Genomic DNA, 26,766 nt, shown 5'->3' on the forward strand with positions numbered 1-26,766 from the left:
TGAGAATGTGAAGCTTACTGCTTCTGGAGCAGATGGATATTCATGGAGCACTGGTGACAGTACTTCTGAGATCACAGTTAATCCTGATAAGACCACGACTTATACGGTTTCAGTAACAGATGGTATCACAACAGATGAGGCTAAGGTAACGGTAACAGTTAATGAGGTAAATGCCGATGCAGGAAAAGATGTAACGATTACCGAGGGTGAAGAGGTTACCCTTACTGCATCCGGAGGAGATAGTTACTTGTGGACCAATGGCGAGACTACAGAAAGCATTACTGTTAGTCCTTCAGAATCAACAGTATTTGAGGTTACAGTAAGCTCAAACGGTTGTGAGGATACAGATCAGGTTAAAGTAAACGTTAAGCCAAACATACCACCAGTAGTACCAGGAATAAGTGAGAATCTAAGTATTTGTAAAGGTGAGAATGTGAAGCTTACTGCTTCTGGAGCAGATGGATATTCATGGAGCACTGGTGACAGTACTTCTGAGATCACAGTTAATCCTGATAAGACCACGACTTATACGGTTTCAGTAACAGATGGTATCACAACAGATGAGGCTAAGGTAACGGTAACCGTTAATGAAGTAATCGCTAATGCTGGAAAAGATGTAACGATTGCCGAGGGTGAAGAGGTTATCCTTACAGCATCAGGAGGAGACACTTACCTCTGGAATACGGGAGAAACGAGTTCTAGTATTACAGTGAGTCCGAAGGAGTCCAAAACATATAGCGTAACGGTTAGTTCAAATGGTTGCGAGGATACTGACCAAGTTAGCGTACGTGTAGAAACTAATGATCCTGAAATCATACCAGTAATAGCAGAATTAAGCAAAGATATTAGTATCTGTTCAGGAGAATCTGCAGTACTAACTGCAAATGGAGGGTCTACCTATTCTTGGAATACAGGAGCTAGTACATCAGAAATTACAGTAAGTCCAACAAAGACGACAATTTATACTGTTTCCGTAACAGATGGTATCACAACAGATGAGGCTGAAGTAACGGTAACGGTTAATGAGGTAAATGCCAATGCGGGTAAAGATGTGACAATCACCGAGGGTGAAGAGGTTATCCTTACAGCATCAGGAGGAGATACTTATCTATGGACTACGGGAGAAACAACATCTAGCATCACCGTGAGTCCGAAGGAATCAGAAACATATGACGTAACAGTTAGTTCAAATGGTTGCGAGGATACAGACCAAGTTAGCGTACGTGTAAAGACTAATGATCCTGAAATCATACCAGTAATAGCAGAATTAAGCAAAGATATGAGCATCTGTTCAGGAGAATCTGCAGTACTAACTGCAAATGGAGGGTCTACCTATTCTTGGAATACAGGAGCTAGTACATCAGAGATTACAGTAAGTCCAACAAAGACGACTACTTATACTGTTTCAGTAACAGATGGCATCACAACTGATGAGGCTGAAGTAACGATAACAGTAAATGAGGTAAATGCCTATGCAGGAAAAGATGTAACGATCAGAGAGGGTGAAGAGGTTATCCTTACAGCATCAGGAGGAGACACTTACCTCTGGAATACGGGAGAAACAACATCTAGCATCACTGTGAGTCCGAAGGAATCAGAAACATATGACGTAACGGTTAGTTCAAATGGTTGCGAGGATACGGACCAAGTTAGCGTACGTGTAGAGACTAATGATCCTGAAATCATACCAGTAATAGCAGAATTAAGCAAAGATATTAGTATCTGTTCAGGAGAATCTGCAGTATTAACTGCAAATGGAGGGTCTACCTATTCTTGGAATACAGGAGCTAGTACATCAGAAATTACAGTAAGTCCAACAAAGACGACTACTTATACTGTTTCAGTAACAGATGGTATCACAACAGATGAGGCTAAGGTAACAGTAACAGTTAATGAGGTAAATGCCGATGCAGGAAAAGATGTAACGATCAGAGAGGGTGAAAGCACAAAGTTAACTGCAAACGGAGGAAATTCTTACCAATGGAGTACTGGTGAGAATGCAAAAAGTATAATAGTAACGCCACATCAAACAACAGAGTATGAAGTTGAAGTTAAAAAAAACGGATGCATTTCATTTGACACTGTAAGAGTTAATGTAATACCTCTTGAGAATTCAAGCTTTACTGTTTCGGCTGGTAATGATATTAGTATTTGTCCAGGGGAAAATGTTAGTCTTTCAGCATCAGGAGGATCGATTTTTAAATGGAATACAGGAGCTTCAAGTAAGTCAATAAATGTTAGTCCTAAAACAACGACAACTTATGCTGTGGAGGTTTCAGATGGCAAGAATAAGGCTACTGCAGAGGTAACTGTAGAAATTCATAACGTTGATGCTACTATCGGAGAGAATAGAACAATTGATAGAGGTGATCCAGTCACTTTAACAGCGGGTGGAGGCGAACAATATGAATGGAGCAATGGTTCAACATCAAAATCAATAACTATAAGCCCTCTAGAGACTAAAATATATTCTGTAACAGTTTTTAAAAATGGATGTCAGGATACGGCGAACGTACAAGTTACTGTCAATAAAGAAAATGATAATTTAGATTTTACGCCACCGGTTGCTGATGCGGGATCTGATGTTACAATTTGCTTAGGAGAAAGTACGGTTTTAGAGGTAAAGGGAGCCGGTTCTTTTCTTTGGAGTACAGGTGACAAAACTACATCTGTTAAGGTGAGCCCTAAAAGAACGACTACTTATGAGGTTCAGGCTCAAAACGGAGATGTTACGGTTACGGATACAATTGTTGTATATGTTGAATCTTGCCCTGAAACGAACGATGAAGTAGCTGATTTAAAACTGGTTGTTTATCCAAATCCATCAAATGGATTAGTCACTATAGATATTAAAGGAGCTGAAAAATCACTTGAGTTGGAACTCTTCGATATGAATGGAAGGTTGATCCATAAGGAAAAAATTGACGCAAGGTATCAGCAGATAAATAAAGAAGTAGATCTTTCAAGATTACCCAAAGGAATGTATCTCCTTCGTTTATATAATATCGAGCAAAATGTTGTAAGTAAAATATTACTCGTTTAAAATCGCTTTAAATTATTTAAAATGCCATCATTTTTGATGGCATTTTTTTTTGTTTATAAATAAGCCATGTTGAGTTTTACAATATAATCTAAAATCCTTCGTTTTATTATGCACTGAACATCGAAACCCTTTGAATTTTGGTGTAAGTCTCCCTGAATTTAGCAATAAAAAATAATGCATAGAAATTATGCTATGGAATATTATTGTCATTAATGGAAAGTAACACTATGAAGATTAAACTTATTATACTCTATCTGTTTTTATATTCCTTTGGGGCTTATGCACAGGAAACTCCTCCGGTTTTATCTAATTTCCGAATTGAGAATGATCAGCGAAACAGGGTGTATTTTGATAGCGGTCAGCCAATCAAAGGATCCAACGTTGTTGGGTTTAAAATTTCTGGGAATTCATTAATTGGTATAAATATTAATTCTGGTCAAACTACAGGCCATTATTTTTCTGTCTCGAAACCTTTTACTTTTTGGGATAATAATACGATTCGTTATGAAGGAGGAAGCAATTTATCAGATGTTAATTCTAACCTTCTTAACAATTTCACTTTAAAATATATTTCAAATAACATTAATGAGCCGATAGGGAATGGGAAAATATTTTATGTTTCTGTTAATGGTCTCGATTCAAATAGTGGTTTAGAGTTATCGCAAGCTTGGAGGACTATCAGGAAAGCCGCAGAGAAGGCCAGAGAAGGAGATGTTGTCTATATTGAAGCCGGAGATTATGGAAATGAATATGTAATTATAAAAAATAGTGGAACAAATAAAAATCCAATTAAATTTATTGGATTTGAAAATACGCCAGGCGATCGCCCCATATTGAATCGGTCACAAACCACATCTTTTTCCCCTAATAAAATGCCTTATATCCACTCCATAAGTTTGGATGGAAACGGTATTAACTTATCTGGAAGAAAAAATATCATTATCAAGAATATCCAGGTTGAAGGTTATAATGATGGCATTGTTTTGAGATCAGATGCGAGTTATAATGTTCTCGACAATGTCTATGCTAAAGGTGCTAAAAGAATGGCTATTAACGGTTTTTCAAAAGGGTCTATTAGTAATACATACCGATCTGTCTATCTTGCTAACACATCTGCTGTAGGAATAAGAATCTCTGGAGAAAGGCATTTAATTGAGGATTTTTATGTTTCTTCTAATGGTGTGAAAAGTATGGATTATTATATTTCTTTATATGGTGGACATACAGGTACAGGGAACATCGTTCGAAATAGTTCAGTTGTACGGGATCCTAGAGATTCTCATACCGGACATGGTATTTCTGTTAAAGCAGAAGGTTATCCACTAGAACATACATTAATTGAAAATTGTCAAATACAAGATGTAGGACAAGGAATAGAGTTAAGACATCATCAAGTAAAATATACTATTGTCAGGAATGTTACAGCAACTGGAAATAGAAATTCAACTTCAAATTTAATTACATTTCGGGATGACACTAGTGATAATGTAGTAGAAAATTGTACTGCTAAAGGTGTTTATGAAGGTATTCGTTTTCTCATGAATAAAGGAGAAGATTTAGGAATCCAGGGAGGTGGTCACCGCAATAAAATTATCAATTCAATTTTTGATAATTGTCGATACAATATCACAGTGAATGGTTTAGGAGGGACCCCACTTGAAAGTACTTTTAATGAGTTTCTAAATTGCACATTTTATAACTCGGATTATATGTTTGCGCTGCCTATTTCATATGGGAAGACAAATAAATTCATCAATTGCATTATAGATAAGGTTAAAAAGAATGTCTATGGAAATGGTAAATTATCCGCTGAATTTAATTACTCTAATTTTTATCAAAGCTTTTCAAAACCAGCCGGGTTAAGTAATATGTCAAAAAATCCAAATTTTGAAAATTCTGAAAAAAGCAATTTTAGATTAAAGGAGAACAGTGAGTTAATCGATAAGGGTTTAAAATTGAAGGAAGTAAAAGTTGATTATGACGGGAATCATCGACCGCAGGGAAATGGCTTAGATATAGGTGCATTTGAGTACAATGACTCTTCCACTTCTTATATCGACCCTAACGCAGGACCTGATCAGTCGATTTGTAGAGGAGAACAAGTTACTTTAGTCGCAAGTGGCGGAAGCAGTTATAAATGGAGTACTGGGCAAACAACTAAACAGATTGAGGTAAGTCCTGAGTCTACAACTATTTACACAGTAGTTGTAAATAGCGGAAATGCTAGCGGTTCTGATGAGGTTACGATAAATGTAGTTGATATTCAGGCTGATGCTGGTCAGGATAGAAATATCACTAAAGGAGATGAAATTACCTTGACAGCAAGTGGCGCAAAAAATTATATATGGAGTAATGGAATGACAGGTAGTAGAATTTCTGTTAGCCCGGATGAAACAACTGTTTATACTGTTACTGCAAGCGAGGGTGATTGTCAATCTACTGATGAAATTACCGTAACGGTTAGTGATAAAGTTCAGGTTGACACACCGACTGTGGTTGCCAATGCCGGACTAGACCGTACTATTTGTAATGGCGAAACTGTAGTTTTATCTGCAAGTGGAGGTTCCTCATATTTATGGAGTACAGGAGCACGTACAAAAAGTATCGAAGTTAGCCCGAATGAATCTAATAAGTATGTTGTCACGGTATCAGAGGGTTCAGTTACTGATACTGATGAAGTTTTGGTAGAGGTAATTTCAGTTAAGGCCAATGCAGGAAATGATGTAAGTATCAATCAAGGTGAGTCTGTAAAACTTTCGGCATCTGGGGGTACTGACTATTTGTGGAGTAATGGAGCCAGAACAAGTAGTATTGTCGTGCAACCTTCAAATACTCAGATTTATTCTGTTCAAGTAAGCAATGGAAATTGTTCAGATGAAGATAAAGTTGAGGTTAAGGTTTTACAACAAATACTTAATCCAAGTTCAAGTGTTATAGATGCAGGAGAGGACCAAACGATATGCTTTGGAGAATCTCTTACACTCAATGCCCAAGGAGCTAATAATTATCAATGGAGTACTGGTGAAAGTGGTAATCAAATAGTTGTAAACCCTCTCAGAACCGAAACATATAATGTTACAACAGTATTAAATGGTGTGACTATATCAGATTCAATAACTATCACTGTCGAAAATTGCGATTCAGATTCAGCGGATGACAATTCCTTTGAAGGCGATTTGAGCATACAGTTATTCCCTAATCCAACATCTGGGATAATCAAAATTCAAACATCTACTGTTAATTCAGATACAGACATGCATCTTATTAATATGAATGGAAAAATATTATACCAGGAAACCTTAAAATCTCAACAAGGAAATTTCGGGAAACAACTTGATCTTTCGAATTATACAAAGGGGATCTATTTTCTTAGATTTTTTAGTGATCAGGAACAATTGGTTAAAAAGATTGTACTTATATAATTACACCAGAGACTTTATTAATACGTTGATTATTTTTTTGACCGATGTGTTGTTGATTCAAGAATTTGAATAGTGGTTTTTGAGTGTTAATATAGCTTGAAAAAAATTGCATTACTGATGGCAATTTACCAGATAATAAACCGTTATAGGATTAATTATCTCAAATATGAGAAATTGAATATATAGAAAACAAAATTTAGCTTAATAGATTCCCCTATGAAAATCAATTTGAAGAATATTCAAAAAGGTATTCGAAACTACATGTCAAATGACACGATATTACATTGATTCTAATCAATAATCGTATCAGTATTTTATACTGATAATTCGTCATTTTTAATTATTCGGAGGATTTATTTATGTTATTTTTGGCTCTTTCTTTTTTAAAGGAAATGAGCTATTTATTTTTGAACTTGGTCATATGAATTGTGACTGAGAACGGCGAAGCCGTAGCTGATTATTAGGATGATGAATAATAAAAATAATAAGATATGAAAAATTTTGGGCTCATTGGAGTTGGCGGATACGTAGCCGTGAGGCATTTGCGAGCAATTAAGGAAACCAATAATAATTTACTGGTCGCTTTAGATAAATTTGATAGTGTTGGGATAATGGATAGTTTTTTTCCTGATGCTTCATTTTTTGTTGAATTTGAAAGGTTTGATCGCCATGTAGAGAAGCTTAAGCGAAAGAAACATGTTGATTTGGATTATATAAGTATTTGTACTCCAAATTATTTACATGATTCACATATCAGAATGGCATTAAGAAGTGGGGCACATGCTATTTGTGAAAAACCTCTTGTTTTAAACCCTTGGAATTTAGATGCGCTGGCAGATATTGAAAATGAATATGAAAAAAAGGTAAATACAATCTTACAATTAAGATTGCATCCAAGTATCATAGCCTTAAAGGAAAAAATAGATAATGGTCCTAAGGATAAAATTTATGATGTAGATCTTACCTATTTGACCTCAAGAGGTAATTGGTATTTTACGTCATGGAAAGGTGATGTGACTAAATCTGGTGGAATTGCATCAAATATTGGTATTCATTTTTATGATATGTTATCCTGGGTATTTGGAGATGTAAAATCAAATAAGGTGCATTTGCATGCACATGATAGGGCCTCTGGATTATTGGAATTCGAAAAGGCAAGAGTCAGATGGTTCCTCTCAATTAATTATGACGTATTACCGGAAAAAATAAAAGAAAAAGGCCAGACAACTTATAGGTCTATAACTGTCAATGGTGAAGAAATAGAATTCAGTGATGGATTTTTCGATCTGCATACACTGAGTTATGAGAATATTGTAAAAGGTGAAGGATTTGGTCTTAAAGATGCGAGGCAATCAATTGAGATTGTTCATGATATTCGAACAGCTGAAGTCCAACCTTTAACAGGTGATTATCATCCGATGGCAAAACTTCCATTAAACAATCATCCGTTTAAAAACGGAAGTAGTTCCTTTTAATAAAATAACTAATTAAATAAATTTTTATGAAAACAGTAATTCTAGCGGGTGGATTCGGAACTCGATTAAGCGAAGAAACAGGTGTGCGTCCAAAACCTTTAGTCGAAATTGGTGGTATGCCAATTATCTGGCATATAATGAAAATGTATTCTCACTATGGTCACAATGATTTTATTATCTGTTGTGGGTATAAGGGCCATATGATTAAAGAATTCTTTGCAGATTATTTTTTAAGGCATTCGGATGTTACATTCGATATAAAGAATAATAAAATGAAAATCCATACTAACGCTATCGAACCATGGCAAGTTACCCTAATTGATACAGGTGAGAACAGTATGACTGGAGGTAGAATTAAACGGATTAAAGAATATGTGGGGAATGAAACTTTCTTCTTAACCTATGGAGATGGTGTAAGCGATGTGAATTTTAAGGAGTTATTAGATTTTCACAACGAAAGAAAAGCATTTGCCACTTTGACTGCAGTTCAGCAACCAGGTAGGTATGGAGCTTTTAATCTTGAGGATAAGAATGATAAAATCACTCATTTTAGAGAAAAACCAAAAGGAGATGGTCATGAAACCGCTTGGATTAACGGTGGATTTTTCGTTTTAGAACCAGAAATATTTGATTATATTGAAGGCGACGATACTACTTGGGAAAGAGAACCTATGGAAGCTTTAGCAAAAGAAAAGCAATTGAATGCTTTTAAACATGAAGGCTATTGGCAAAGTATGGACTCATTGAGAGACAGAACAGTATTAGAGCAAATTTGGAGAGAAGGTAATCCGCTTTGGAAAAAATGGTCATAAAACAAGTTATATGATAAACTTTGAATGCTACAAGGATAAAAAAGTCCTAGTTACCGGACACACTGGGTTTAAAGGAAGTTGGATGAGTCAATGGCTATTGCAGCTGAATGCTGATGTTTATGGCTATGCCCTTCAACCTTCAACGACTCCTAGTTTGTATGATCAATTGGGTTTAGAGGATAGAATGACCAACAAGATTGGAGATATTAGAGACTTGGATATGTTAAAACAATACATCGCTTCAATAGAACCTGATATCATTTTTCACCTTGCAGCCCAGCCTTTGGTTAGAGATTCTTATTTAGACCCCGTTTATACTTGGGAAACAAATGTTAATGGTACTATGAATGTCATGGAAGCTGTTAGACAACTTGGACTTGAGACTAATATTGTTGTGATAACTTCGGATAAATGTTATGAGAATAAGGAATGGATTTTTGGTTATAGAGAGAATGATGCCTTAGGAGGATATGATCCATACTCTGCCAGTAAAGGAGCTGCAGAAATAGTAGTTTCATCTTGGAGGAGATCATTTTTTAATCCTAAAGAGTTTAAAAATCATAAGGTGAAATTATCATCTGCACGAGCTGGAAATGTCATCGGAGGAGGTGATTGGGCTAAAGATAGGATAATTCCTGATTGTGTCAGAGCCCTAATGAAATCTGAAGAGATTCAAGTCAGAAACCCTCTCTCTACAAGGCCATGGCAACATGTTCTTGAATCACTGGGAGGATATTTACTTTTAGGACGCTCACTTTTGATTAGTCCAGAAAGCGAAAACGATAAGCTCTGTGGCGCTTTCAATTTTGGACCTTACGGGACATCTAATAAGCCAGTGGAAGCTCTTGTTAATGAGGTTTTGGAGCATTGGAATGGAAGTTGGAATTACAAAAAAGAAGATGCTTTTCACGAAGCTTTTCTTTTGAATTTAAACATTGATAAGGCAACACAAACCATAGGGTGGAGCCCGGTCTGGAATTTTAAAGAGACTATAGAAAATACGATTTCATGGTATAAATTGATTTCTGAAAACCCTGAATTGGCACTAGAAGTTACCAACAAACAGATTGAAAAATATTCACACACTTTTATTGAAAATTTAAATGGTTAAAACATGAAATTTACAGCTTTAGAATTAGAGGGTGCGTTCGTAATAGAAGTGGACAAAATGGAAGACCAAAGAGGTTTTTTTGGCAGGTTATGGTGTGAAAAGGAATTTAAGGATCATAACTTAAATACCAATATTGTTCAATCAAATGTGTCTTTATCCAAAAAGAAAGGAACCCTAAGAGGAATGCATTTTCAGCGAGGTTCGCATGCAGAGACAAAATTTGTACGATGTACAAGAGGGTCTGTTTATGATGTAATCGTTGACCTGAGACCTGATTCTCCTACCTATAAAAGATGGTGTGGTGTTGAATTGACAGCCGATAATTACAAAATGATCTATGTGCCCGAAAATTTCGCACATGGATTTTTAACTTTAGAAGATAATTCAGAAGTTTATTATATGGTAACTCAATTTTATAGTGCTGAGCATGAAGGGGGACTTCATTACAATGATTCGGACATCAATATAGAATGGCCAATTGAAATAAATGAAATTTCTGACAAGGATGATAAGCATCCAAAATTTATTTAAAATAAAAAAACATAATGTTAGTAGACGCATTTTTAAAGAAAAGAGAAGCAGCAAATAACCCCATTAGAGTTGGAGTTATAGGTGCTGGTGAAATGGGCAAAGGGTTAATTAATCAGATCCATAAGCATACGACTGGAATGGAAGTTTCAGTTACGTATAGCAGGAATTTGGAAAAGGCCTTGGATTGCTATAAAATCGCAGGTATCGATAATTATAGAATTGTAGAGAATATTGCAGAGCTTCAGGATGCCTTGAATATGGGGATTTCAGCAATTACCCAGGATATAGACATTTTGATAGCGTCAGATGATTTGAGTTTATTGGTTGATATGACTGGATCAATTGAATTCTCTACGCAATTGACCTACGACGCTATTAAGAACAATAGAAATATTCTTTCCTTTAATGCTGAACTGGATGCTACTATTGGGCCAATATTAAAACATATGGCGGTGGGAAAAGGAGTGAAATACTCAATAGCAGAAGGTGACCAACCAGGTTGTACAATGAACTTGTATAGGTTTGTTAAAAACATGGGGTTTGAGCCGCTTGTATGTGGTAATATCAAAGGTATGTTAGATCACTACAGAAACCCAGATACCCAAGAAGGATTTGCCAAGTCATGGGGGATGTCTCCATATATGGCAACAAATTTTGCTGATGGTACCAAAGTAGCCTTTGAGCAAGCATGTATTGCGAATGCCACAGGAATGAAAGTCGGGAAAAGAGGTATGTATGGATTCGAATCTACTGAACATGTTGATAATCTTACCCATTTATATGATGTTGATGAATTGAGAAGACTCGGAGGTGTGGTTGATTTTATTGTTGGTGCTAAACCTGGGCCAGGTGTTTTCGTTTATGCCACTACTGATGATCCACATAAGGTTAAGTATTTAGAATACGGAAAATTAGGTAAAGGACCGCTCTATAATTTTTATATCCCTTACCACCTTTTATTTTTTGAAATACCAACATCAATAGTAAGAATGATAGATCTTGATGATGATATTTGTTCCTCTAAAGCTGGACCCGTGGTTGAGGTTTTGGCTAAAGCTAAGGTAGATTTAAAGAAAGGAGATGTTCTAGATGAAATAGGCGGGTTTAAAACATTTGGAATATGTGAGAATTCTGATGTAGCAAGACAAGAGAACCTGTTACCAATGGGGCTGGCAAAAGGGGCTGTGCTAAAAAGAGATATTCCTAAAGATCAAATAATTACTTTTGACGACGTTATTTGCGAAGACGATACACTTATTATGAAATTGTGGAAAGAGCAAGATGAATACTTCAGTACTCGCTAATCACCTCTTTTTAATAAATTTTAAATTCATTTAATGGAGTTAAAAATTCTTGCTAAGAATACTGTAATTCTAGCTAGTCCAAAAGTTTTAAAGTTTGTAGTCGGGATATTGAGAGCAAAATTCGTTGCGATATATCTTGGCACTGTTGGTGCTGGTATTATTGACCAATTAGTTTATATTATCAATCAAATTAGAAATGTTTCATTAGCCAGTTTGCCTGATGGAATGGTCAAATTGATTGCTGAACAAAACGGCAAGGGATTCGATGTCGTTAATATTGCCAAAATAATAAAAACATATATTCTAATGGTTATTCCTTTAACCATAATGATGACAGTTTTGGGTTATTACTTTTCTGATGTTATAACTTTATATGTATTTGGAGATATTAAGTATAAAACCTATTTTCAAATAGGTTTTCTGGCATTCCCAGTTACAGTTTTAACTACCACTGCAAGGGCACCGTTGAAGGCTTTTAAAGAGATAAAATCTTTTGCGATAACCGAAATATTGGTTATATCAATAAATTTAATGATTTTCATTCCATTAATTTATTTTTTTAAAATCCCAGGGGCTGTGGTTTATGTTACACTATCCTATGTTACCGCTTTTTTTGTTACATATTTTCTGATGAGGAAAAATGTAATGATAAAATATAATATTTCCTTTGGGGATATAAAAAAAGCAGTTTTTGATAAGCCTATATTTAAGCAATTAATGTCATATATGGGAGTAGGGGTGTTAGGGGGTACGTTTTTTATTTTTACTGAAATAACAACTAGATCAATAGTGGTAAACGAGTTGGGGATTAATCAACTAGGTATTTACTCTCCGATAACAGCATGGGCAGGACTATTTGTAGGATTTATATTACCTTCGGTTTATACCTATTTGTATCCAAGGCTTAGTGAATCAAAGACAGATGAAGAAATTATTAGAGTGATTAATGCCGTAATAAGATTGATTACTTTTGTTGCCTTACCTTTTATTATTGTGGGAATTTCTATCAGAGATTGGATCATTCCCTTATTTTATAGTATGGAATTTATTGAAGCCACCAATTACCTTCCATTTCATTTTGGCTCATTGATGTTTTTTATTTGGAGTTCAATACTATCTCAGTTATTTTACGCTACGGGTAGATTAAAGAGTTACTTAATATTCGGCTTGACAATAAATACAATAAGTCTTTTATTAGTTTATTATTTAGTTCCAATTATTGGACTTTTTGGGTACATGGCAAAATTTACAATTATCCCGTTATTGACTTTAGTGACATATTTTTTGTTTTGGAGATATGAAATCAAATTGAGGTTAGAATCATCAAATATTCAAATAGTGGTATATACATTTTTATGTTCTATCATTTTATTACTTTTAAAAGACACCCAGATTTATCTGCAAGTAGTTGGATTTATATTAATTGGGATGCTTTATTTTTTGCTGAGAAAAAAAGAAAAGGATTTTATTATGAAAAAAGTAAGTGGAATTTTTAAAAGAAATAATTAATTATAATTGAAGACAAAAGGCAATCAACATAAATTAGTTGATCATTTATTCTGGATTTCATTTTTAGTATTTACTAATCCTGGAGGAATTTTGATGGCAATGGGTGCAGGTGACACTGATGGAGGGATAAATATTACGGATGTGTTGATGGTTGTTCTTTTAGGGTGTTATTTGTCTCTAGTGGCAAAAAACGATATTTTTAATGATGAGTCTTTTTCAACATTAATTAAATTTATCTCAATATTATTAATTTATTATTTGTTAGTTTTTGGTTTTTTCGTTCCAATCCTTAAAAGTAATTCCAATTATCTACCTATGGTGGCATTTATTAAAATGCGACACGGTATAGTCAACGTAATGTTGGTTTTTATTGTTTACGAGTTCTTCTTAAGAAGCTTCAAGTTATTTTTTAAATATTTTTTGTATTTGTCTATTGCAGTTATGATTATGTTTTTGATTACAACCATGTCTGGAATAGAAATATTACCGATAAAAACAATGGATAGGTCTTTTGTTGATACACAAAGACTTTTAATGGTCAATTATGGGTTGTTGCCACTATTAATCCCCATGGGAGCAATTGTTTTTATGTTTAAGTTCAAGATAAAGTATAAGAAACTTATTTTGATTGCATTTGTCTTAATGTTTATTGTGTGGTTATTATCATTAATAAGGCGCAATATTTTTGGCACTTTTATATATATATTACTTGCATTAATGTTGAATAACTATCTTCAACACAAAGCATTGGTCTCTATTCAAAAAATATTCAAAATTATTTTTTATGCTATTTTTCTCATAGGTATCATTCAATTGACTTTCCCAAAATATCTTGAAGCTGGGATTGTTGCAGGTGAAGAGACCATTAATGTAATTAAGTATGGAGAAACTAAAGGTGGCCGTAAGGATACAAGGCTTGGCTTTGGTAAAGATTTTATGCAAAACTTAATTAAAGAAAATTATGTTTTTGGCACAGGATTTGACAATCGCTGGAGAACAAGTGAAGGAGATAAAGCAGGTTATGAAGCTTCTGATTACCCATTATTGTCAGCGATTGCAATGTCTGGTATAATAGGACTATTGTTCTTTTTACCAATTTATATAGTATTGATTAAAACCTTGCATTATGACATAAAATATCTAAGAAAGAACAAATTAAATACAAATTCTTTAGAATCATTTTTTATTATATTATTCATACTTTATTTTATATATGATTTAATGCAGTACATGAATTGGTTTTTACCCTTGTCATTATTCAGCCATGCAGGCCATAAATCATGGTTTATTTTTATTGCAATGTACTTTGCATCGAGAAGATTATTTTATTATAAATATGAACCCCAAAACCAAAGTTTAGAAATTTCAAAAAGTTAAGTTAATGGAAGATTTAGTTGTTGTTGTTTTATTGAATTATAATCAAAATGATTATACTTTAAAATGTATCGAATCCTTGTTGAAATCAGATTATAATAATTTTAAAATATATCTAATTGACAATGGGTCAACTGTTGAAAACGAGATGGAGTTGTCAAGAAAGCTACCTAAAGATAATAGGCTGGTTTATACAGTATTGAAAGATAATATTGGTTATGGTAAAGGAACAAATTATATATTAGATAAGGCTTTGGAATGTGATCCACAATATTATTTAATCATGAACAACGATACTATTATAGACAAAGGTGCTATAAAGGAATTGGTCAGTACAAGTAAAGAGTATAATGACGAAGCATTGGTGACAGGAAAAGTTTATCATTATGACCAACCAGAGAAATTACAATTTGTTGGTTTTAGATATATCAACAAAAAAAACTTGTCTTATGTTAGAATGGGAGTGGATGAAGTTGACAATGGACAATATGAAGGAACTGTTGAACGAGATATGATTGATGATATATTTGTTTTACATTCCGCAAAAGTATATAAGAAGATAGGAGGGTACTCCCCTTATTTTTGGGTTAATGGCGTTAATATTGATCGAGCTTTACGTGCTATGGAAAATGGTTTCAAGTTAGTTTACACATCTAAAGCCATTCTTTGGCATAAGGGCAGTGTCTCTATAGGAGGCAGAGATAAAAACCCGAAAATTGGATTTTGGGATGTGCAAAGCAAACTGATGATTCGTTATATTCATTTAAGTAAATCAAGATTTCTTTCATCATATTTTAGGATTTTATTTAATGATGTCTCGCGGACATATATAAAATCGAAGTATTATAAATGGTTTAAAGGAGAAGATTTTACAGAATATGCAAATGCAAAATTCAAAGGACTGTTCTATTTCAATCGATGGGTAGTTCTCAAAAACGAAAATACAGGTTATATACCTAAATAAATTAATGAAAGGTCGGCTCAATGTGTCTTATAGATTGGAGCGTTGGCCAAAGTTATTTTTTTAATCCAGAACCTTATATTCACATCCAAAAATTAATTTCCTTAAATAAAATCACCTTGTTAAGAGCCAAGGTGATCATCTCAACTTATTTATAGATGGAAGAAAAAATCAGTGTTGTTATCCCGACTTTTAAAAGACCGGATCGATTAACTAGAGCATTAAACAGTGTTTTAAATCAGACTTATTCAAATTTTGAGATTTTGGTAATCGATGATGATAATATGGGTGAAGAATCATTAAATGTAGTAGAGAATTTTAATGATGACCGTATAATGTTTTTCAAAAATAATAGATCCAAAGGAGCCAATGGTGCGAGAAATATGGGAGTTATTCATGCCACAGGAAATTTTATCGCCTTTTTAGACGATGATGATGAGTGGCTACCAATTTATTTAGAAAGCCAGCTTAAAACATTAGAGTCGACAGATAAAATGACAGGTATGGTTTATGGAGGCTATTTGTTGGAGAAGAATAATAATTGGAAAGAGAATTTTCAGAACAAAGAAGGAGATTTATTTTCAGCTATCATTTTGGACCAAGTATATATTGGAGCGAGCTCTAATATATTTATTAAAAGAGAGGTCATTGATCATGTTGGTTTATGGGATGAAGAGCTTCTTCGGCAGCAGGATCTGGAATTTTTGATTAGGGTCTTTGATAAATACTTGACTGTATTTAATCCAAAAATTATTTTAAAAGTTTATGGTCATAACGATCCAGCCCCAATTAAAAGTTTTAATTCGCGCGAAGTTTTTTATAACAAAGTTCAGAATCAATTAGAAAAGTTATCTGAATCAGAAAAAAGAGCCTTTATTTCAATTCATTTTAGAAGACAAGCATTGTATAAGTTGCAAATGTCTGATTTTATTGGTGCAAAAGAAAATTGGTTAAAGGCTTTCCATCATAAAAAGTTTTCCTTCAAAAAAGATGCAAAACTTTGCCTGGCGCTTCTAAAGTTATTGCCTTATTAAATAATGATTTATGATATTTAATTCAATTGATTTTGCTATTTTTTTACCAATTGTTTTTATTTTATATTGGATTATATCCAGCAAAAATTTAAAACTTCAAAATACGCTCATTGTAGCATCGAGCTATTTTTTTTATGGGTGGTGGGACTGGAGATTCCTAACGCTAATATTATTTAGTACAATCGTAGATTTTATTGTTGGTAAACAAATATATAAAGAGAAAGATGAGTTTAAGAAAAAAATATTTTTGTGGATAAGTATATCCGTGAATTTAGGCTTTTTGGGATTTTTTAAATATTATAATTTTTTCCTATCCAGTTTTGGTGAATTGTTTACATTTTTTGGAATACCGATGAATGCTGAAAGATTAAATATTATCCTACCAGTTGGAATTAGTTTTTACACTTTCCAGACATTGAGTTATACGATAGATATTTATAAGGAAAAATTAAAACCAACTAATGATTTTGTTGCTTTCTCGGCCTTTGTAAGTTTTTTTCCTCAATTAGTTGCGGGCCCTATTGAAAGAGCTGTTGATCTTTTACCTCAATTTTCAAAACAAAGAACTTTTAGTTATGAGGATATGTCTAAAGGATTAAAAATGATGTTGTGGGGTTTTTTTATGAAAATTGTGGTTGCCGATAGGTTGTCGCTTTATGTAGATGAAGTATACGGAAACATTGATATCCATTCAAGTTTGTCCTTGGTCGTCGCAACACTATTCTTCTCGATTCAAATTTATTGTGATTTTGCCGGATATTCCTTGATAGCAATTGGTTTAGCCAAATTATTTGGATTTGATCTTATGGAAAATTTTCATCGCCCTTATTTAGCAACAACATTCAAAGACTTTTGGAGTAGATGGCATATATCTTTATCAACTTGGTTTAGAGACTATTTATATATTCCTTTAGGTGGAAATAGGAACGGAGTGGCTCGGACAAATTATAATCTTCTCATAACTTTTATAATTAGTGGTTTGTGGCATGGTGCCAACCTGACATTCATCATCTGGGGGTTTTTGCATGGCCTTTTTTTGGTGATCGAAAAGACCTTCAATAAAATATCTTTTCCAAATATGTTGAAAATTGTGTTGGTATTTGTTTTCACAAATTTTGCATGGATATTTTTCAGAGCAGATTCATTGAAAGATGCATTTGATGTAATTCAAAGCATTTTTAGTCAATCAGATCATTCTTTTTATTTGGGTGACAAGGGTATTTTTGGATTTAGTATTATGGCAATTATTATTTTATTGATCAATGATTTTGTAGCAGAATATTATAATAAAGTAAAATTATTCAATAACAAAAATATTGTGATTAGATACACTTCAATAGTCTTTATAGTCTTATATATTATCGCATTTGGAGTTTTTGACAATAGCCAATTTATTTATTTTCAGTTTTAAAATTGAACTTTATGTTAAAATTATTTAGAAGGATTTTAGTTCTGATAATCATAATTGCCTTATTAGACATCGGATTTGGTTTTTTGCTTGGAAGGATAATGGATATGTCACCAGATGGGCGGTATTATAAAGCCAAATATAGTTTGGAGAAATGCGAAGAAGATCTTGTAATTTTTGGAAATTCAAGGGCCGAGACAAACTATGCTCCATTTGTTTTTGAGGATTCTTTGAATCTATCATGTTGGAATACAGGTCGAGGAGGTCAAACTTTACCTTTTTGGATTGCCATGAAAAATGGATTGTTAAAGCGATATAGCCCGAAGACAGTCATAATAAATGTTGAAAGTGATTTTTTAATTCCCAATCTTGATGAAGCTTATGAAAGAGCTGGATTTTTAAGGCCTTTTTATTATAAGCATCCTGAGATTAGACCAATTATTGATAAAATATCTTTTTTTGAAAAATATTTGATGATTAGTCAGTTGTATTCATATAATTCAAGTTTTTATTATTTGCTACGTCCCTTTTTAATTAAAGGTATAGATGGAAATCGCAATGATAAAGGATGGAAAACCAAAAGCGGAAACATTGCCAATACTGAAAATTTAGAGATCGAACATATCAACAGAAACAATAAAAAAATAAATGATAATACGCTAAAAGAGTTTAATAATTTTATTAATTCACTTGTTGATCATGGATGTGAAATTTATGTTGTTATCTCTCCAATTTATGGTGAAAATATTGAATCGACTTCTAGCATGGAATATTTAGAATCTATGGATATGCTTACAGTAATTAATTTGGGAAATAAAAGTGATTTGTATAATAATCCAAATTACTTTAAAGATCCGGGCCATCTCAATGTGCAAGGAGCTATAGAATTTTCTAAAATATTGAGTCATAAAATATTGGATTTCAAGAGAGCAGATAATATTATAAGATAATATTTGTTTTGAGTATAATCTTATTAAGATGAAATCGTTAAACCAAAATGTAATTGATCCACAAATAGATCACAGATGGTTAAAATTTAAATTATTATATGAATAAAACACTTCTGAATTTATACTTGTCAATTAAGCATGGCATGATAGTAATTCAATCATATTTTAGAAAATCAAATTATTCAAGTAAGGTTTTTTGTATTGGATATAATAAAACTGGAACAACCAGTCTTGGTAAATCTTTGGAGTTATTGGGCTATAGAAACAGTTCATTTAATCGAACGATTTGGAGGAATTACTATGCCAAAGGGAATACAAGTGAAATACTAAAATATGCTTCAAAATTTGATTCGTTTGATGATTTGCCGTGGTTGAAAGAAGATATGATTCCGGTTCTAGATCAAACATTCCCTGGCAGTAAATTTATTTATCTAGAACGTGACGAGGAATCTTGGAAAAAATCCATGTATAATTGGAGGTATAAAACTTTTGAAGAGTATCCCGATTTAGAAGAGAGTTTTAATGACTATCAGCGTCATAAAAGTTTTGTAATGAATTATTTTAAAAATCGATCCAAAAATGACTTTCTGATATTGGACATAAAGGATAAAGTTGGTTTCAAGAAATTATCTGAGTTTCTAAATAAAAAAGTTATTAGAGATGATTTTCCACACTTCAATAAAACATAGAAAAGAAGGCTAGTAAATTTTTCATTCAAAAAAAATAGACAAAATTGAGTAAGAAGAAAAAATTATTGATAATATCTAGTGGATTTCCAAATGAATCAGGGGATTACCTAGCGCATACTTTTGTCAAAGGATTCGCAAATGAAGCAAAGGATTATTTTGACGAAGTCATTGTTTTGGCGCTACTACCATTGGTGCCAAAAGTGATTAAGAAAAGGATGAATGCCTATGAGAAGACTTTGCAAAGTTATTCATATGACAATATTAAAGTATTATATAGAACCTATCCATATTTACCAGTCTGGCCTGTGAATAAATTTAAAGGCAAAATTGCTCACATGTTTTTATCAAAGGAGGTTTCTAAATTGATTGATGAAGACACGGTAATCCATGCTAATTTCACATCTCCAGCTGGGGTTTTTGCCCATCATTTGACCAAAAACCGTAAAAATGGATTCGTTTTAACTGTTCATGAAGACCATAATTGGTTAGTAAATGAAATAAGGAGTTCAAATGTCGACTTAGTTAATACATGGAAAAATGCAAACGCAATTATTAGAGTTAATAAACTTGATATAGGACTTCTCAACCCTTATTGCGATAATTTAATTACGATACCTAATGGCTATGATCATCGGAAGTTTAAACAATTGGATAAAGATCAGTGTAGAGAAAAACTTGGTATAGAAAACGACAAAAAGGTTATAGTCAATATAGGGTTTTATAAAGATCAAAAAAATCAAAAATTACTTGTTGCTGCGATCAAGTCAATTCCAATAGATATTCGAAAAAATTTACTTTGTTATATCATTGGTGGAGGACCTTTACACCAGGAACTAAATGAGCAAATCCATAACTTAGGTCTAGAAGCTGTTATTAAGCTGACTGGACAAGTGAAGCAAGATGAATTGCCTTTCTATTTAAATGCTGCTGATTTATTCTGTTTATCAAGTGATTCAGAAGGTAATCCTACTGTAATGTTTGAAGCTTTAGGCGTTGGACTTCCTTATATAGGAACAAGTGTTGGAGGTGTGCCTGAAATAATTACATCAGAGGATTACGGATTAACTTGTGAACCAGGGGACAAAGAGGCTCTTAGCAACATCATCAAACAGGGTATTTTAAAGGCATGGAATAAGAATAAGATTTTGAGTTATGCTAAAGAGTATACTTGGAAGAATATTTTTTTAACAACACAAAAACATTATTGAAATTTTAATTTATGTGTGGTATAACAGGGATAGTAAATTTTAAGAACCAGAAGGTTCAAAAAAGTAAGATTGACTCGATGATGGCTCAGATGAAACATCGCGGGCCGGATGATGAGGGGATTTTTATTGAAGATAGTATTGGTTTTGGTTTTGTGAGGCTGAGCATCTTGGATTTAAGTCCAGCAGGTCATCAGCCTATGTTTAGTCATGATGATAGATATGTTATTATCTTCAATGGCGAAGTCTATAATTATATTGAAATAAGAGAAGAACTTAAACATAAATATACATTTAATTCGGGATCAGATACCGAAGTGATTTTAGCAGCTTACCAAGAATGGGGTGAGGCCTGTCTGGAAAAGTTCAATGGAATGTTTGCATTAGCTATTTATGATCGGGAAACTCAAGATATATTCGCTGCAAGAGATAGATTTGGTATAAAGCCCTTTTATTATTATTCGGATGATGATCAATTTATTTTTGCATCAGAAATTAAATCCATATTGCCATTATTGGATAAAAAGGAGCCAAATGATAAAATTATTTTTGATTACCTTTTGTTCAACAGAACCGATCATTCGGAAGAAACTTTCTTTAAAGGGATAAAAAAATTAAATCATGGATCCTTTTTGAAAATTTCTAATCAAAAAGTTACTGAAAAAAAGTGGTATGATTTATCTGAGAAGATTGTTAAAGAAAAAAACTTATCACCAGAGGAGTATAGAAAACTATTCAAGGATTCTATCAAGTTAAGATTAAGGGCCGATGTTCCGGTGGGCGTATCGCTAAGCGGAGGAATTGACTCCTCTTGTATCGTATCTTCTGTAGTTGAAGATTTTCAATTAAAAGATCTCAATACTTTCTCAGCTGTTTACGGAAAATCGGAAACTTCTGATGAGAGCGAATATATTGACGAGTATAAAGGTATTGTGAAGAATATGTTTTACACGACACCAGATGCAGAAAGTTTTTTCAATGATTTTGACAGTTTTATAGATGCCCATAATGAGCCTGTACCGGATATTGGTCCATATGCTCAATTCAAGGTGATGGAACTAGCTTCAGAGCATGTTACCGTAACATTAGATGGACAGGGGGCTGATGAACAATTGGCGGGATATCATTACTTTTTTGGAAGTTATTATCTTGAACTAATTAAAAAAATGAAATTGATAAAATTATTTCAAGAAAATGTTTACTATTTAAAAAAGCATAATTCACTCAATGCAATTAAATTTTTCTTTTATTATTTATTACCATCATCACTTCAGAACAAAGTTGGAAGCCAAAAATTTCCATCAATAAATGAATCTTTTTTTAATAGGTATAAAAGAAGCTCGGATGTGAATAAGAAATTATACAGTCCTAAAAATTTAAATCAATTACTCTTTCAGCATTTTGAATACAAACTAGAGCATTTACTCAGATGGGAAGATTTGAATTCTATGCATTTTTCAATAGAATCCAGAGTGCCATTTTTAGATCATAGACTCGTAGAAGCAACATTATCGACTCCTTCAGATCAAAAAATCCATAAGGGTGAAACCAAACATTTATTAAGAAAAGCACTGGAAGATATATTACCTCATAAAATAGCCAATAGAAAAGATAAAAAAGGGTTTTCAAACCCAAGAGAAAAATGGTTTAGAACAAAAGAATTCAGTACTTATATCTTAGAGCTAATCAACTCGGATAGTTTTAAGGAACGAGGCTATTTTAATAGTAAAATCGCAAATATTCAATATCAAAAGCACTTGGAAGGAAAAGTAGATATTTCCAAGGAAATTTGGAAATGGGTGAATCTAGAACTTTGGTTTAGAAAATTTATAGATTAAAACTTTTTTAATAATTAATAAACACTCTTTTAATGTTATTTAACTCCTTGGATTTTGCCATATTCTTGCCTATAGTATTTATACTGTACTGGTTTGTGACGAATAAGAATCTCAAGCTTCAAAATTTGCTGATCGTTGTAGCAAGTTATGTGTTTTACGGATGGTGGGACTGGCGCTTTTTATCTTTAATTCTTTTCAGCACCTTAGTGGATTACACAGTGGGCATGAAATTGAAAGATGAGAGTCGAAGTTCAAGACGAACTACCTTACTTTGGATTAGTATTTGTGTGAATTTAGGTTTCTTAGGTTTCTTTAAATATTACAATTTCTTTCTTGATAATTTTGTTACAGCATTTCGATTTTTCGGAAGCGAGTTTAATGTGAGTAGCTTGAATATTATACTTCCGGTAGGAATAAGTTTTTATACTTTTCAAACCTTGAGTTATACTATTGATGTTTATAAAAAGAAACTTGAACCTACTAAGGATTTTGTTGCTTTTGCAGCTTTTGTAAGTTTCTTTCCACAATTAGTAGCCGGCCCTATTGAAAGGGCAACCAATTTACTACCTCAGTTTTATAAAAAAAGAACCTTCGATTATAACAAAGCTGTTGATGGCTTAAAACAAATCTTATGGGGTATGTTTAAAAAGGTTGTTATTGCCGATAATGCCGCACAGATTGCTAATGAAATTTTTAATAATTCAGGAGATTATTCAGGTAGTACCCTCGCTGTTGGAGCGCTGTTCTTTGCGTTCCAAATTTATGGTGATTTTTCTGGATACTCGGATATTGCAATTGGTACATCTAGACTCTTTGGTTTTGATTTGATGAAGAACTTTGCCTTTCCATATTTTTCAAGAGACATTGCAGAGTTTTGGCGTAGATGGCATATTTCATTATCAACCTGGTTTAGGGACTATTTATATATACCCTTGGGTGGAAGTAAAGGAGGGACAAGGATGAAGGTTCGTAACACTTTTATCATTTTTATTGTCAGTGGATTTTGGCACGGAGCGAATTGGACATTTATCGTTTGGGGAGCATTGAATGCTATTTATTTTCTACCCTTACTATTGACCAAGAAGAACAGGCAAAATATTGAAGTTGTAGCCGAGGGTAAGTTGCTGCCGGGTTTGAAGGATGTTTTTAAAATACTGACCACGTTTGGATTGACACTTATTGCCTGGGTCTTTTTTAGAGCTAGAGATATTGGACATGCTTTTGATTATTTGGCAGAAATGTTCTCTACATCAATATTTACGAGTGTGAGTTTTGAAGGCCAGGAGAATCTGATGAATATGACTTATATACTGATCTTTTTTATAGTTATTGAATGGCTAGGAAGAGATCAGGAACACGCAATTGCCCGGTTGGGTCAAAATTTCAAACGACCGATCAGATGGGCAATTTATTATGGAATACTTCTATTGATGATCTATATGCGAGGTGCCCAGCAAGAGTTTATTTACTTTCAGTTTTAGTGAATTGAAACCAACCAACGAATTTAATTTAGAATTAACAAAGTATTGATTTGAGAAAATTTATAGTTAAAATAGTCATCTTTTTTATCGTATTTGGGCTTATTTTTCTTTTTGGGATTATGTTGCCTGCAACGCCAGCAGCAAAAAATAATATGTTGGCATATAAGACACAGAAAGATTCCCTTTTGGCAAATGTTGCGTCCCCGAGAATAATTTTTGTTGGTGGATCTAATCTGGTTTTTGGTTTAGATAGTGAAAGGTTTAAAGATGAATTCTCGTTGAATCCCATAAATGCCGGACTTGCCGTTAACTTTGGATTATATTTTATGATGGAAGATGTTTTGACATATATAAGACCAGGTGATTATATAGTCTTAGCTCCAGAATATCAACATTATTACGGAAAGAATGCCTTTGGAGGAAATGATCTATTAAGATTGTTGATGGATACAGATAAGGACGGTTTCAAAAATTTGTCCTCGGGTCATATTCCAAATTTAATGAAAGCTGTTCCTGTTTATTTTTTAGGGAAGTTTAATTGGAATCAATATTTCTATAATAATGATCATAACGTATATGGTAAACATATTTTTAATCAATACGGTGATTCAAATTTTCATTGGGGTCTGAAGCAAAGAACGTTTCCGTTAGTTAATCCTCTAAAAGGCCCGATTAATAATTCGGTTATAGAAGCTATAAAGACATTTGACAATCAAATTAAGGATAAAGGCGCAACATTATTTGTGACGTATCCTGGCTTTCAAGAATCTTCTTACCAACTGATTAAAAATGAGATAGAAATGGTGCAATTTGCTTTGGAAAAGGCTGACTTAGAAATTTTAGGAACACCAAAACGCTATGTCATGCCAGACTCTTTGATGTTCGATCAAATCTATCACCTTTCTAAACAGGGGGTAGACAGAAGAACTTCCTTTTTGATTGAAGATTTGCATGGATCTGATTTTTTAAATAGCAAAAGCAATAAGTAAAATAATGGATGGTATCTAAGACGTATTATTTTTAGATTATTCAAAACATGGTAGAAGCGATATATAAATATATATTTAAGAAATATCTGGCGCTTAAGTTTGTCAAGCTTAAGTTTCCAGTGAGTCCTTATAAGATTCTGGCAGAGTTACATCAAAGTCAATATTGGTCTAGAGAAAAGATGAAATCTTACCAGTTTGATAAACTGAGAAGCTTGATAAATTCAGCAAACAAAGATGTCAATTATTATAGAGACAGGGTGAAGGATTATGACTTGAAATTGTTAGATCTGGATGATTTTTCTAAATCATATCCAATCTTATCAAAAAGAGATGTCCTCGATAATTCTTATTTGTTAAGGAATAACCATGTCATCAATAAGTTTAGACATTCAACAAGTGGGTCTACGGGCCAACCTTTAACTGTTGAGATATCGGGATTGGCAGAAGCCTATAGGCTCGCCGGTAAAATGAGGTTTTACAATTGGTGGGGTGTTGATTTTCACGATAAGAGTGTATTGATATGGAAGTTAAAACAAGTTGATAATAAAGGCCTTCCTTATACCAAAAACATAAAAAGAGTATTGAAAAATAGGTTAGATCTGGATATATTTAATTTAAATGATGAGACCGTTTCTGACTTTGTGACTAAAATTGATGACTTTGGGCCAAAATATATAAGGAGCTATAAATCGGGTCTTTTTGAATTGGCCAGATTGATGGATAAACATAATTTGAGATTTAAGATTTCAAGTATCAAAGTGGCTGTTGTTACCTCTGAGGTATTAATTCAAGAAGAACGTGACTATATAAAAAATATATTAGGGTGTAAAGTGGCGAATGAGTATGGGTCAGCTGAAGGCGGGTTTTATGCCGGTGAGTGCCAACATGGTTCAATGCATATCAACGAGGAATTGAGCTTTTTATCCACAGACCAAGAAAACAATACCTGTGTCACTGAATTAAATAATTTAGGTACCCCATTGATCAATTACTTTAATGGTGATAAAATAGTGATCTCAGAAGAATTCTGTTCTTGTGGAAAGACATCAAGAATTATTAAAGAAGTCGAGGGCAGAATAAGTGATTTTATATTATGCCAGGATGGATCCAGAAAAAGTTCTTTAATCTTATCTTACATTATTCGTGAGTCAATGAATTCAAAGTATCATGGAAGTATTAAACAATTTCGAGTAGTTCAAAACAAGAATCATTTCCTCCTGGAGATGGTTCCTGGCTTGGCATATAATGAAAAGATTGAAGAAGTGATCAAGAATGAAATGCGAAGTGAAATAGGTAAAGATATTGAAATTGATGTTCATGTTACTGAAGCAATAAGTAGAGAGGCAAGTGGTAAACTCAGGTATTTTATAAGAAAAAGCTAGGTTTTAAGTGTATGGAATAGATTCGTTTTGCAGAAGAATTTTGTAGAATAGATTCGTTCAATTCATTTTTTGATTATATTTGCTGGAAAGAAAAAGAAATTAATTAAGTCAATTTTGTCAACCCCTCATGATGAATTACTTGAATCTTCTCACGAAGTAAAGTCATTTACTTCTTCATAAATTCATTTATTTTTTGGGGATTGCCAGAATTTTCAAATCGAATTATAGTTAAGAAATATCCTCTTAAT

19 protein-coding genes are annotated in these 26,766 nt (G+C 33.2%); all 19 read left to right on the forward strand.

The features are described 5' to 3' along the window. Positions 1–3,043: T9SS type A sorting domain-containing protein (locus tag QWY87_RS11705; protein WP_290291355.1), on the forward strand; the 3,043-nt coding region annotated here is incomplete at its 5' end. 227 nt (positions 3,044–3,270) lie between these two features. After that, complete coding sequence (locus tag QWY87_RS11710) at positions 3,271–6,465, forward strand: T9SS type A sorting domain-containing protein (RefSeq protein WP_290291358.1); 3,195 nt, start codon at positions 3,271–3,273, stop codon at positions 6,463–6,465. Positions 6,466–6,956: 491 nt separating this feature from the next. Continuing rightward, positions 6,957–7,940, forward strand: coding sequence for a Gfo/Idh/MocA family protein (locus QWY87_RS11715; RefSeq protein WP_290291359.1), 984 nt, complete (start codon positions 6,957–6,959; stop codon positions 7,938–7,940). 26 nt (positions 7,941–7,966) lie between these two features. Then, positions 7,967–8,752, forward strand: a complete 786-nt coding sequence (gene rfbF, locus QWY87_RS11720; protein WP_290291361.1) for a glucose-1-phosphate cytidylyltransferase — start codon at positions 7,967–7,969, stop codon at positions 8,750–8,752. A 10-nt stretch (positions 8,753–8,762) separates the two neighbouring features. Beyond that, positions 8,763–9,863: a CDP-glucose 4,6-dehydratase gene (rfbG, locus tag QWY87_RS11725; RefSeq protein WP_290291363.1), complete on the forward strand. Its 1,101-nt coding sequence runs from the start codon at positions 8,763–8,765 to the stop codon at positions 9,861–9,863. 3 nt (positions 9,864–9,866) lie between these two features. Next, positions 9,867–10,394 (forward strand): dTDP-4-dehydrorhamnose 3,5-epimerase, encoded by a 528-nt coding sequence (rfbC, locus tag QWY87_RS11730; protein ID WP_290291365.1) that lies wholly within the window; start codon positions 9,867–9,869, stop codon positions 10,392–10,394. Between the two features lie 14 nt (positions 10,395–10,408). Then, positions 10,409–11,698 carry an NAD(P)H-dependent oxidoreductase gene (locus tag QWY87_RS11735; RefSeq protein ID WP_290291368.1) on the forward strand — a complete coding sequence of 430 codons (1,290 nt, stop codon included), beginning with the start codon at positions 10,409–10,411 and terminating at the stop codon, positions 11,696–11,698. Between the two features lie 33 nt (positions 11,699–11,731). After that, positions 11,732–13,207: an oligosaccharide flippase family protein gene (locus tag QWY87_RS11740; protein WP_290291371.1), complete on the forward strand. Its 1,476-nt coding sequence runs from the start codon at positions 11,732–11,734 to the stop codon at positions 13,205–13,207. Positions 13,208–13,213: 6 nt separating this feature from the next. Next, on the forward strand, positions 13,214–14,584 hold the full coding sequence (locus tag QWY87_RS11745; RefSeq protein WP_290291376.1) for an O-antigen ligase family protein: 1,371 nt from the start codon (positions 13,214–13,216) through the stop codon (positions 14,582–14,584). 4 nt (positions 14,585–14,588) lie between these two features. Next, the gene (locus tag QWY87_RS11750) at positions 14,589–15,545 is read left to right on the forward strand and encodes a glycosyltransferase family 2 protein (RefSeq protein WP_290291378.1); all 957 of its coding nucleotides are present in this window, start codon (positions 14,589–14,591) and stop codon (positions 15,543–15,545) included. A gap of 155 nt (positions 15,546–15,700) precedes the next feature. Continuing rightward, positions 15,701–16,576: a glycosyltransferase family 2 protein gene (locus QWY87_RS11755; protein WP_290291379.1), complete on the forward strand. Its 876-nt coding sequence runs from the start codon at positions 15,701–15,703 to the stop codon at positions 16,574–16,576. A gap of 10 nt (positions 16,577–16,586) precedes the next feature. After that, complete coding sequence (locus QWY87_RS11760; protein ID WP_290291381.1) at positions 16,587–17,987, forward strand: MBOAT family O-acyltransferase; 1,401 nt, start codon at positions 16,587–16,589, stop codon at positions 17,985–17,987. An 11-nt stretch (positions 17,988–17,998) separates the two neighbouring features. Next, on the forward strand, positions 17,999–18,934 hold the full coding sequence (locus QWY87_RS11765; RefSeq protein WP_290291383.1) for a hypothetical protein: 936 nt from the start codon (positions 17,999–18,001) through the stop codon (positions 18,932–18,934). A 143-nt stretch (positions 18,935–19,077) separates the two neighbouring features. Further along, positions 19,078–19,623 (forward strand): sulfotransferase, encoded by a 546-nt coding sequence (locus tag QWY87_RS11770; RefSeq protein WP_290291384.1) that lies wholly within the window; start codon positions 19,078–19,080, stop codon positions 19,621–19,623. Between the two features lie 44 nt (positions 19,624–19,667). After that, positions 19,668–20,831 (forward strand): glycosyltransferase, encoded by a 1,164-nt coding sequence (locus QWY87_RS11775; RefSeq protein ID WP_290291386.1) that lies wholly within the window; start codon positions 19,668–19,670, stop codon positions 20,829–20,831. Positions 20,832–20,842: 11 nt separating this feature from the next. Then, positions 20,843–22,666: an asparagine synthase (glutamine-hydrolyzing) gene (asnB, locus tag QWY87_RS11780; RefSeq protein WP_290291389.1), complete on the forward strand. Its 1,824-nt coding sequence runs from the start codon at positions 20,843–20,845 to the stop codon at positions 22,664–22,666. Between the two features lie 32 nt (positions 22,667–22,698). Further along, positions 22,699–24,147: an MBOAT family O-acyltransferase gene (locus QWY87_RS11785; protein WP_290291390.1), complete on the forward strand. Its 1,449-nt coding sequence runs from the start codon at positions 22,699–22,701 to the stop codon at positions 24,145–24,147. A gap of 50 nt (positions 24,148–24,197) precedes the next feature. Next, a complete protein-coding gene (locus QWY87_RS11790) occupies positions 24,198–25,136 on the forward strand; it encodes a hypothetical protein (RefSeq protein ID WP_290291392.1) in 939 nt (312 codons plus the stop codon). A gap of 47 nt (positions 25,137–25,183) precedes the next feature. Next, the gene (locus QWY87_RS11795) at positions 25,184–26,518 is read left to right on the forward strand and encodes a phenylacetate--CoA ligase family protein (protein ID WP_290291395.1); all 1,335 of its coding nucleotides are present in this window, start codon (positions 25,184–25,186) and stop codon (positions 26,516–26,518) included. The last annotated feature ends 248 nt before the right edge of the window (positions 26,519–26,766 follow it).

Source organism: Lutimonas halocynthiae, assembly GCF_030409835.1.
Taxonomy (GTDB): domain Bacteria; phylum Bacteroidota; class Bacteroidia; order Flavobacteriales; family Flavobacteriaceae; genus Lutimonas; species Lutimonas halocynthiae.

Bases quoted from the DNA above. Each gene is read 5' to 3' on its own strand.
- QWY87_RS11710 (WP_290291358.1), top strand. From the start codon at position 3,271: ATGAAGATTAAACTTATTATACTCTATCTGTTTTTATATTCCTTTGGG.
- QWY87_RS11715 (WP_290291359.1), top strand. From the start codon at position 6,957: ATGAAAAATTTTGGGCTCATTGGAGTTGGCGGATACGTAGCCGTGAGG.
- rfbF (WP_290291361.1), top strand. From the start codon at position 7,967: ATGAAAACAGTAATTCTAGCGGGTGGATTCGGAACTCGATTAAGCGAA.
- rfbG (WP_290291363.1), top strand. From the start codon at position 8,763: ATGATAAACTTTGAATGCTACAAGGATAAAAAAGTCCTAGTTACCGGA.
- rfbC (WP_290291365.1), top strand. From the start codon at position 9,867: ATGAAATTTACAGCTTTAGAATTAGAGGGTGCGTTCGTAATAGAAGTG.
- QWY87_RS11735 (WP_290291368.1), top strand. From the start codon at position 10,409: ATGTTAGTAGACGCATTTTTAAAGAAAAGAGAAGCAGCAAATAACCCC.
- QWY87_RS11740 (WP_290291371.1), top strand. From the start codon at position 11,732: ATGGAGTTAAAAATTCTTGCTAAGAATACTGTAATTCTAGCTAGTCCA.
- QWY87_RS11750 (WP_290291378.1), top strand. From the start codon at position 14,589: ATGGAAGATTTAGTTGTTGTTGTTTTATTGAATTATAATCAAAATGAT.
- QWY87_RS11755 (WP_290291379.1), top strand. From the start codon at position 15,701: ATGGAAGAAAAAATCAGTGTTGTTATCCCGACTTTTAAAAGACCGGAT.
- QWY87_RS11760 (WP_290291381.1), top strand. From the start codon at position 16,587: ATGATATTTAATTCAATTGATTTTGCTATTTTTTTACCAATTGTTTTT.
- QWY87_RS11765 (WP_290291383.1), top strand. From the start codon at position 17,999: ATGTTAAAATTATTTAGAAGGATTTTAGTTCTGATAATCATAATTGCC.
- QWY87_RS11770 (WP_290291384.1), top strand. From the start codon at position 19,078: ATGATAGTAATTCAATCATATTTTAGAAAATCAAATTATTCAAGTAAG.
- asnB (WP_290291389.1), top strand. From the start codon at position 20,843: ATGTGTGGTATAACAGGGATAGTAAATTTTAAGAACCAGAAGGTTCAA.
- QWY87_RS11785 (WP_290291390.1), top strand. From the start codon at position 22,699: ATGTTATTTAACTCCTTGGATTTTGCCATATTCTTGCCTATAGTATTT.
- QWY87_RS11795 (WP_290291395.1), top strand. From the start codon at position 25,184: ATGGTAGAAGCGATATATAAATATATATTTAAGAAATATCTGGCGCTT.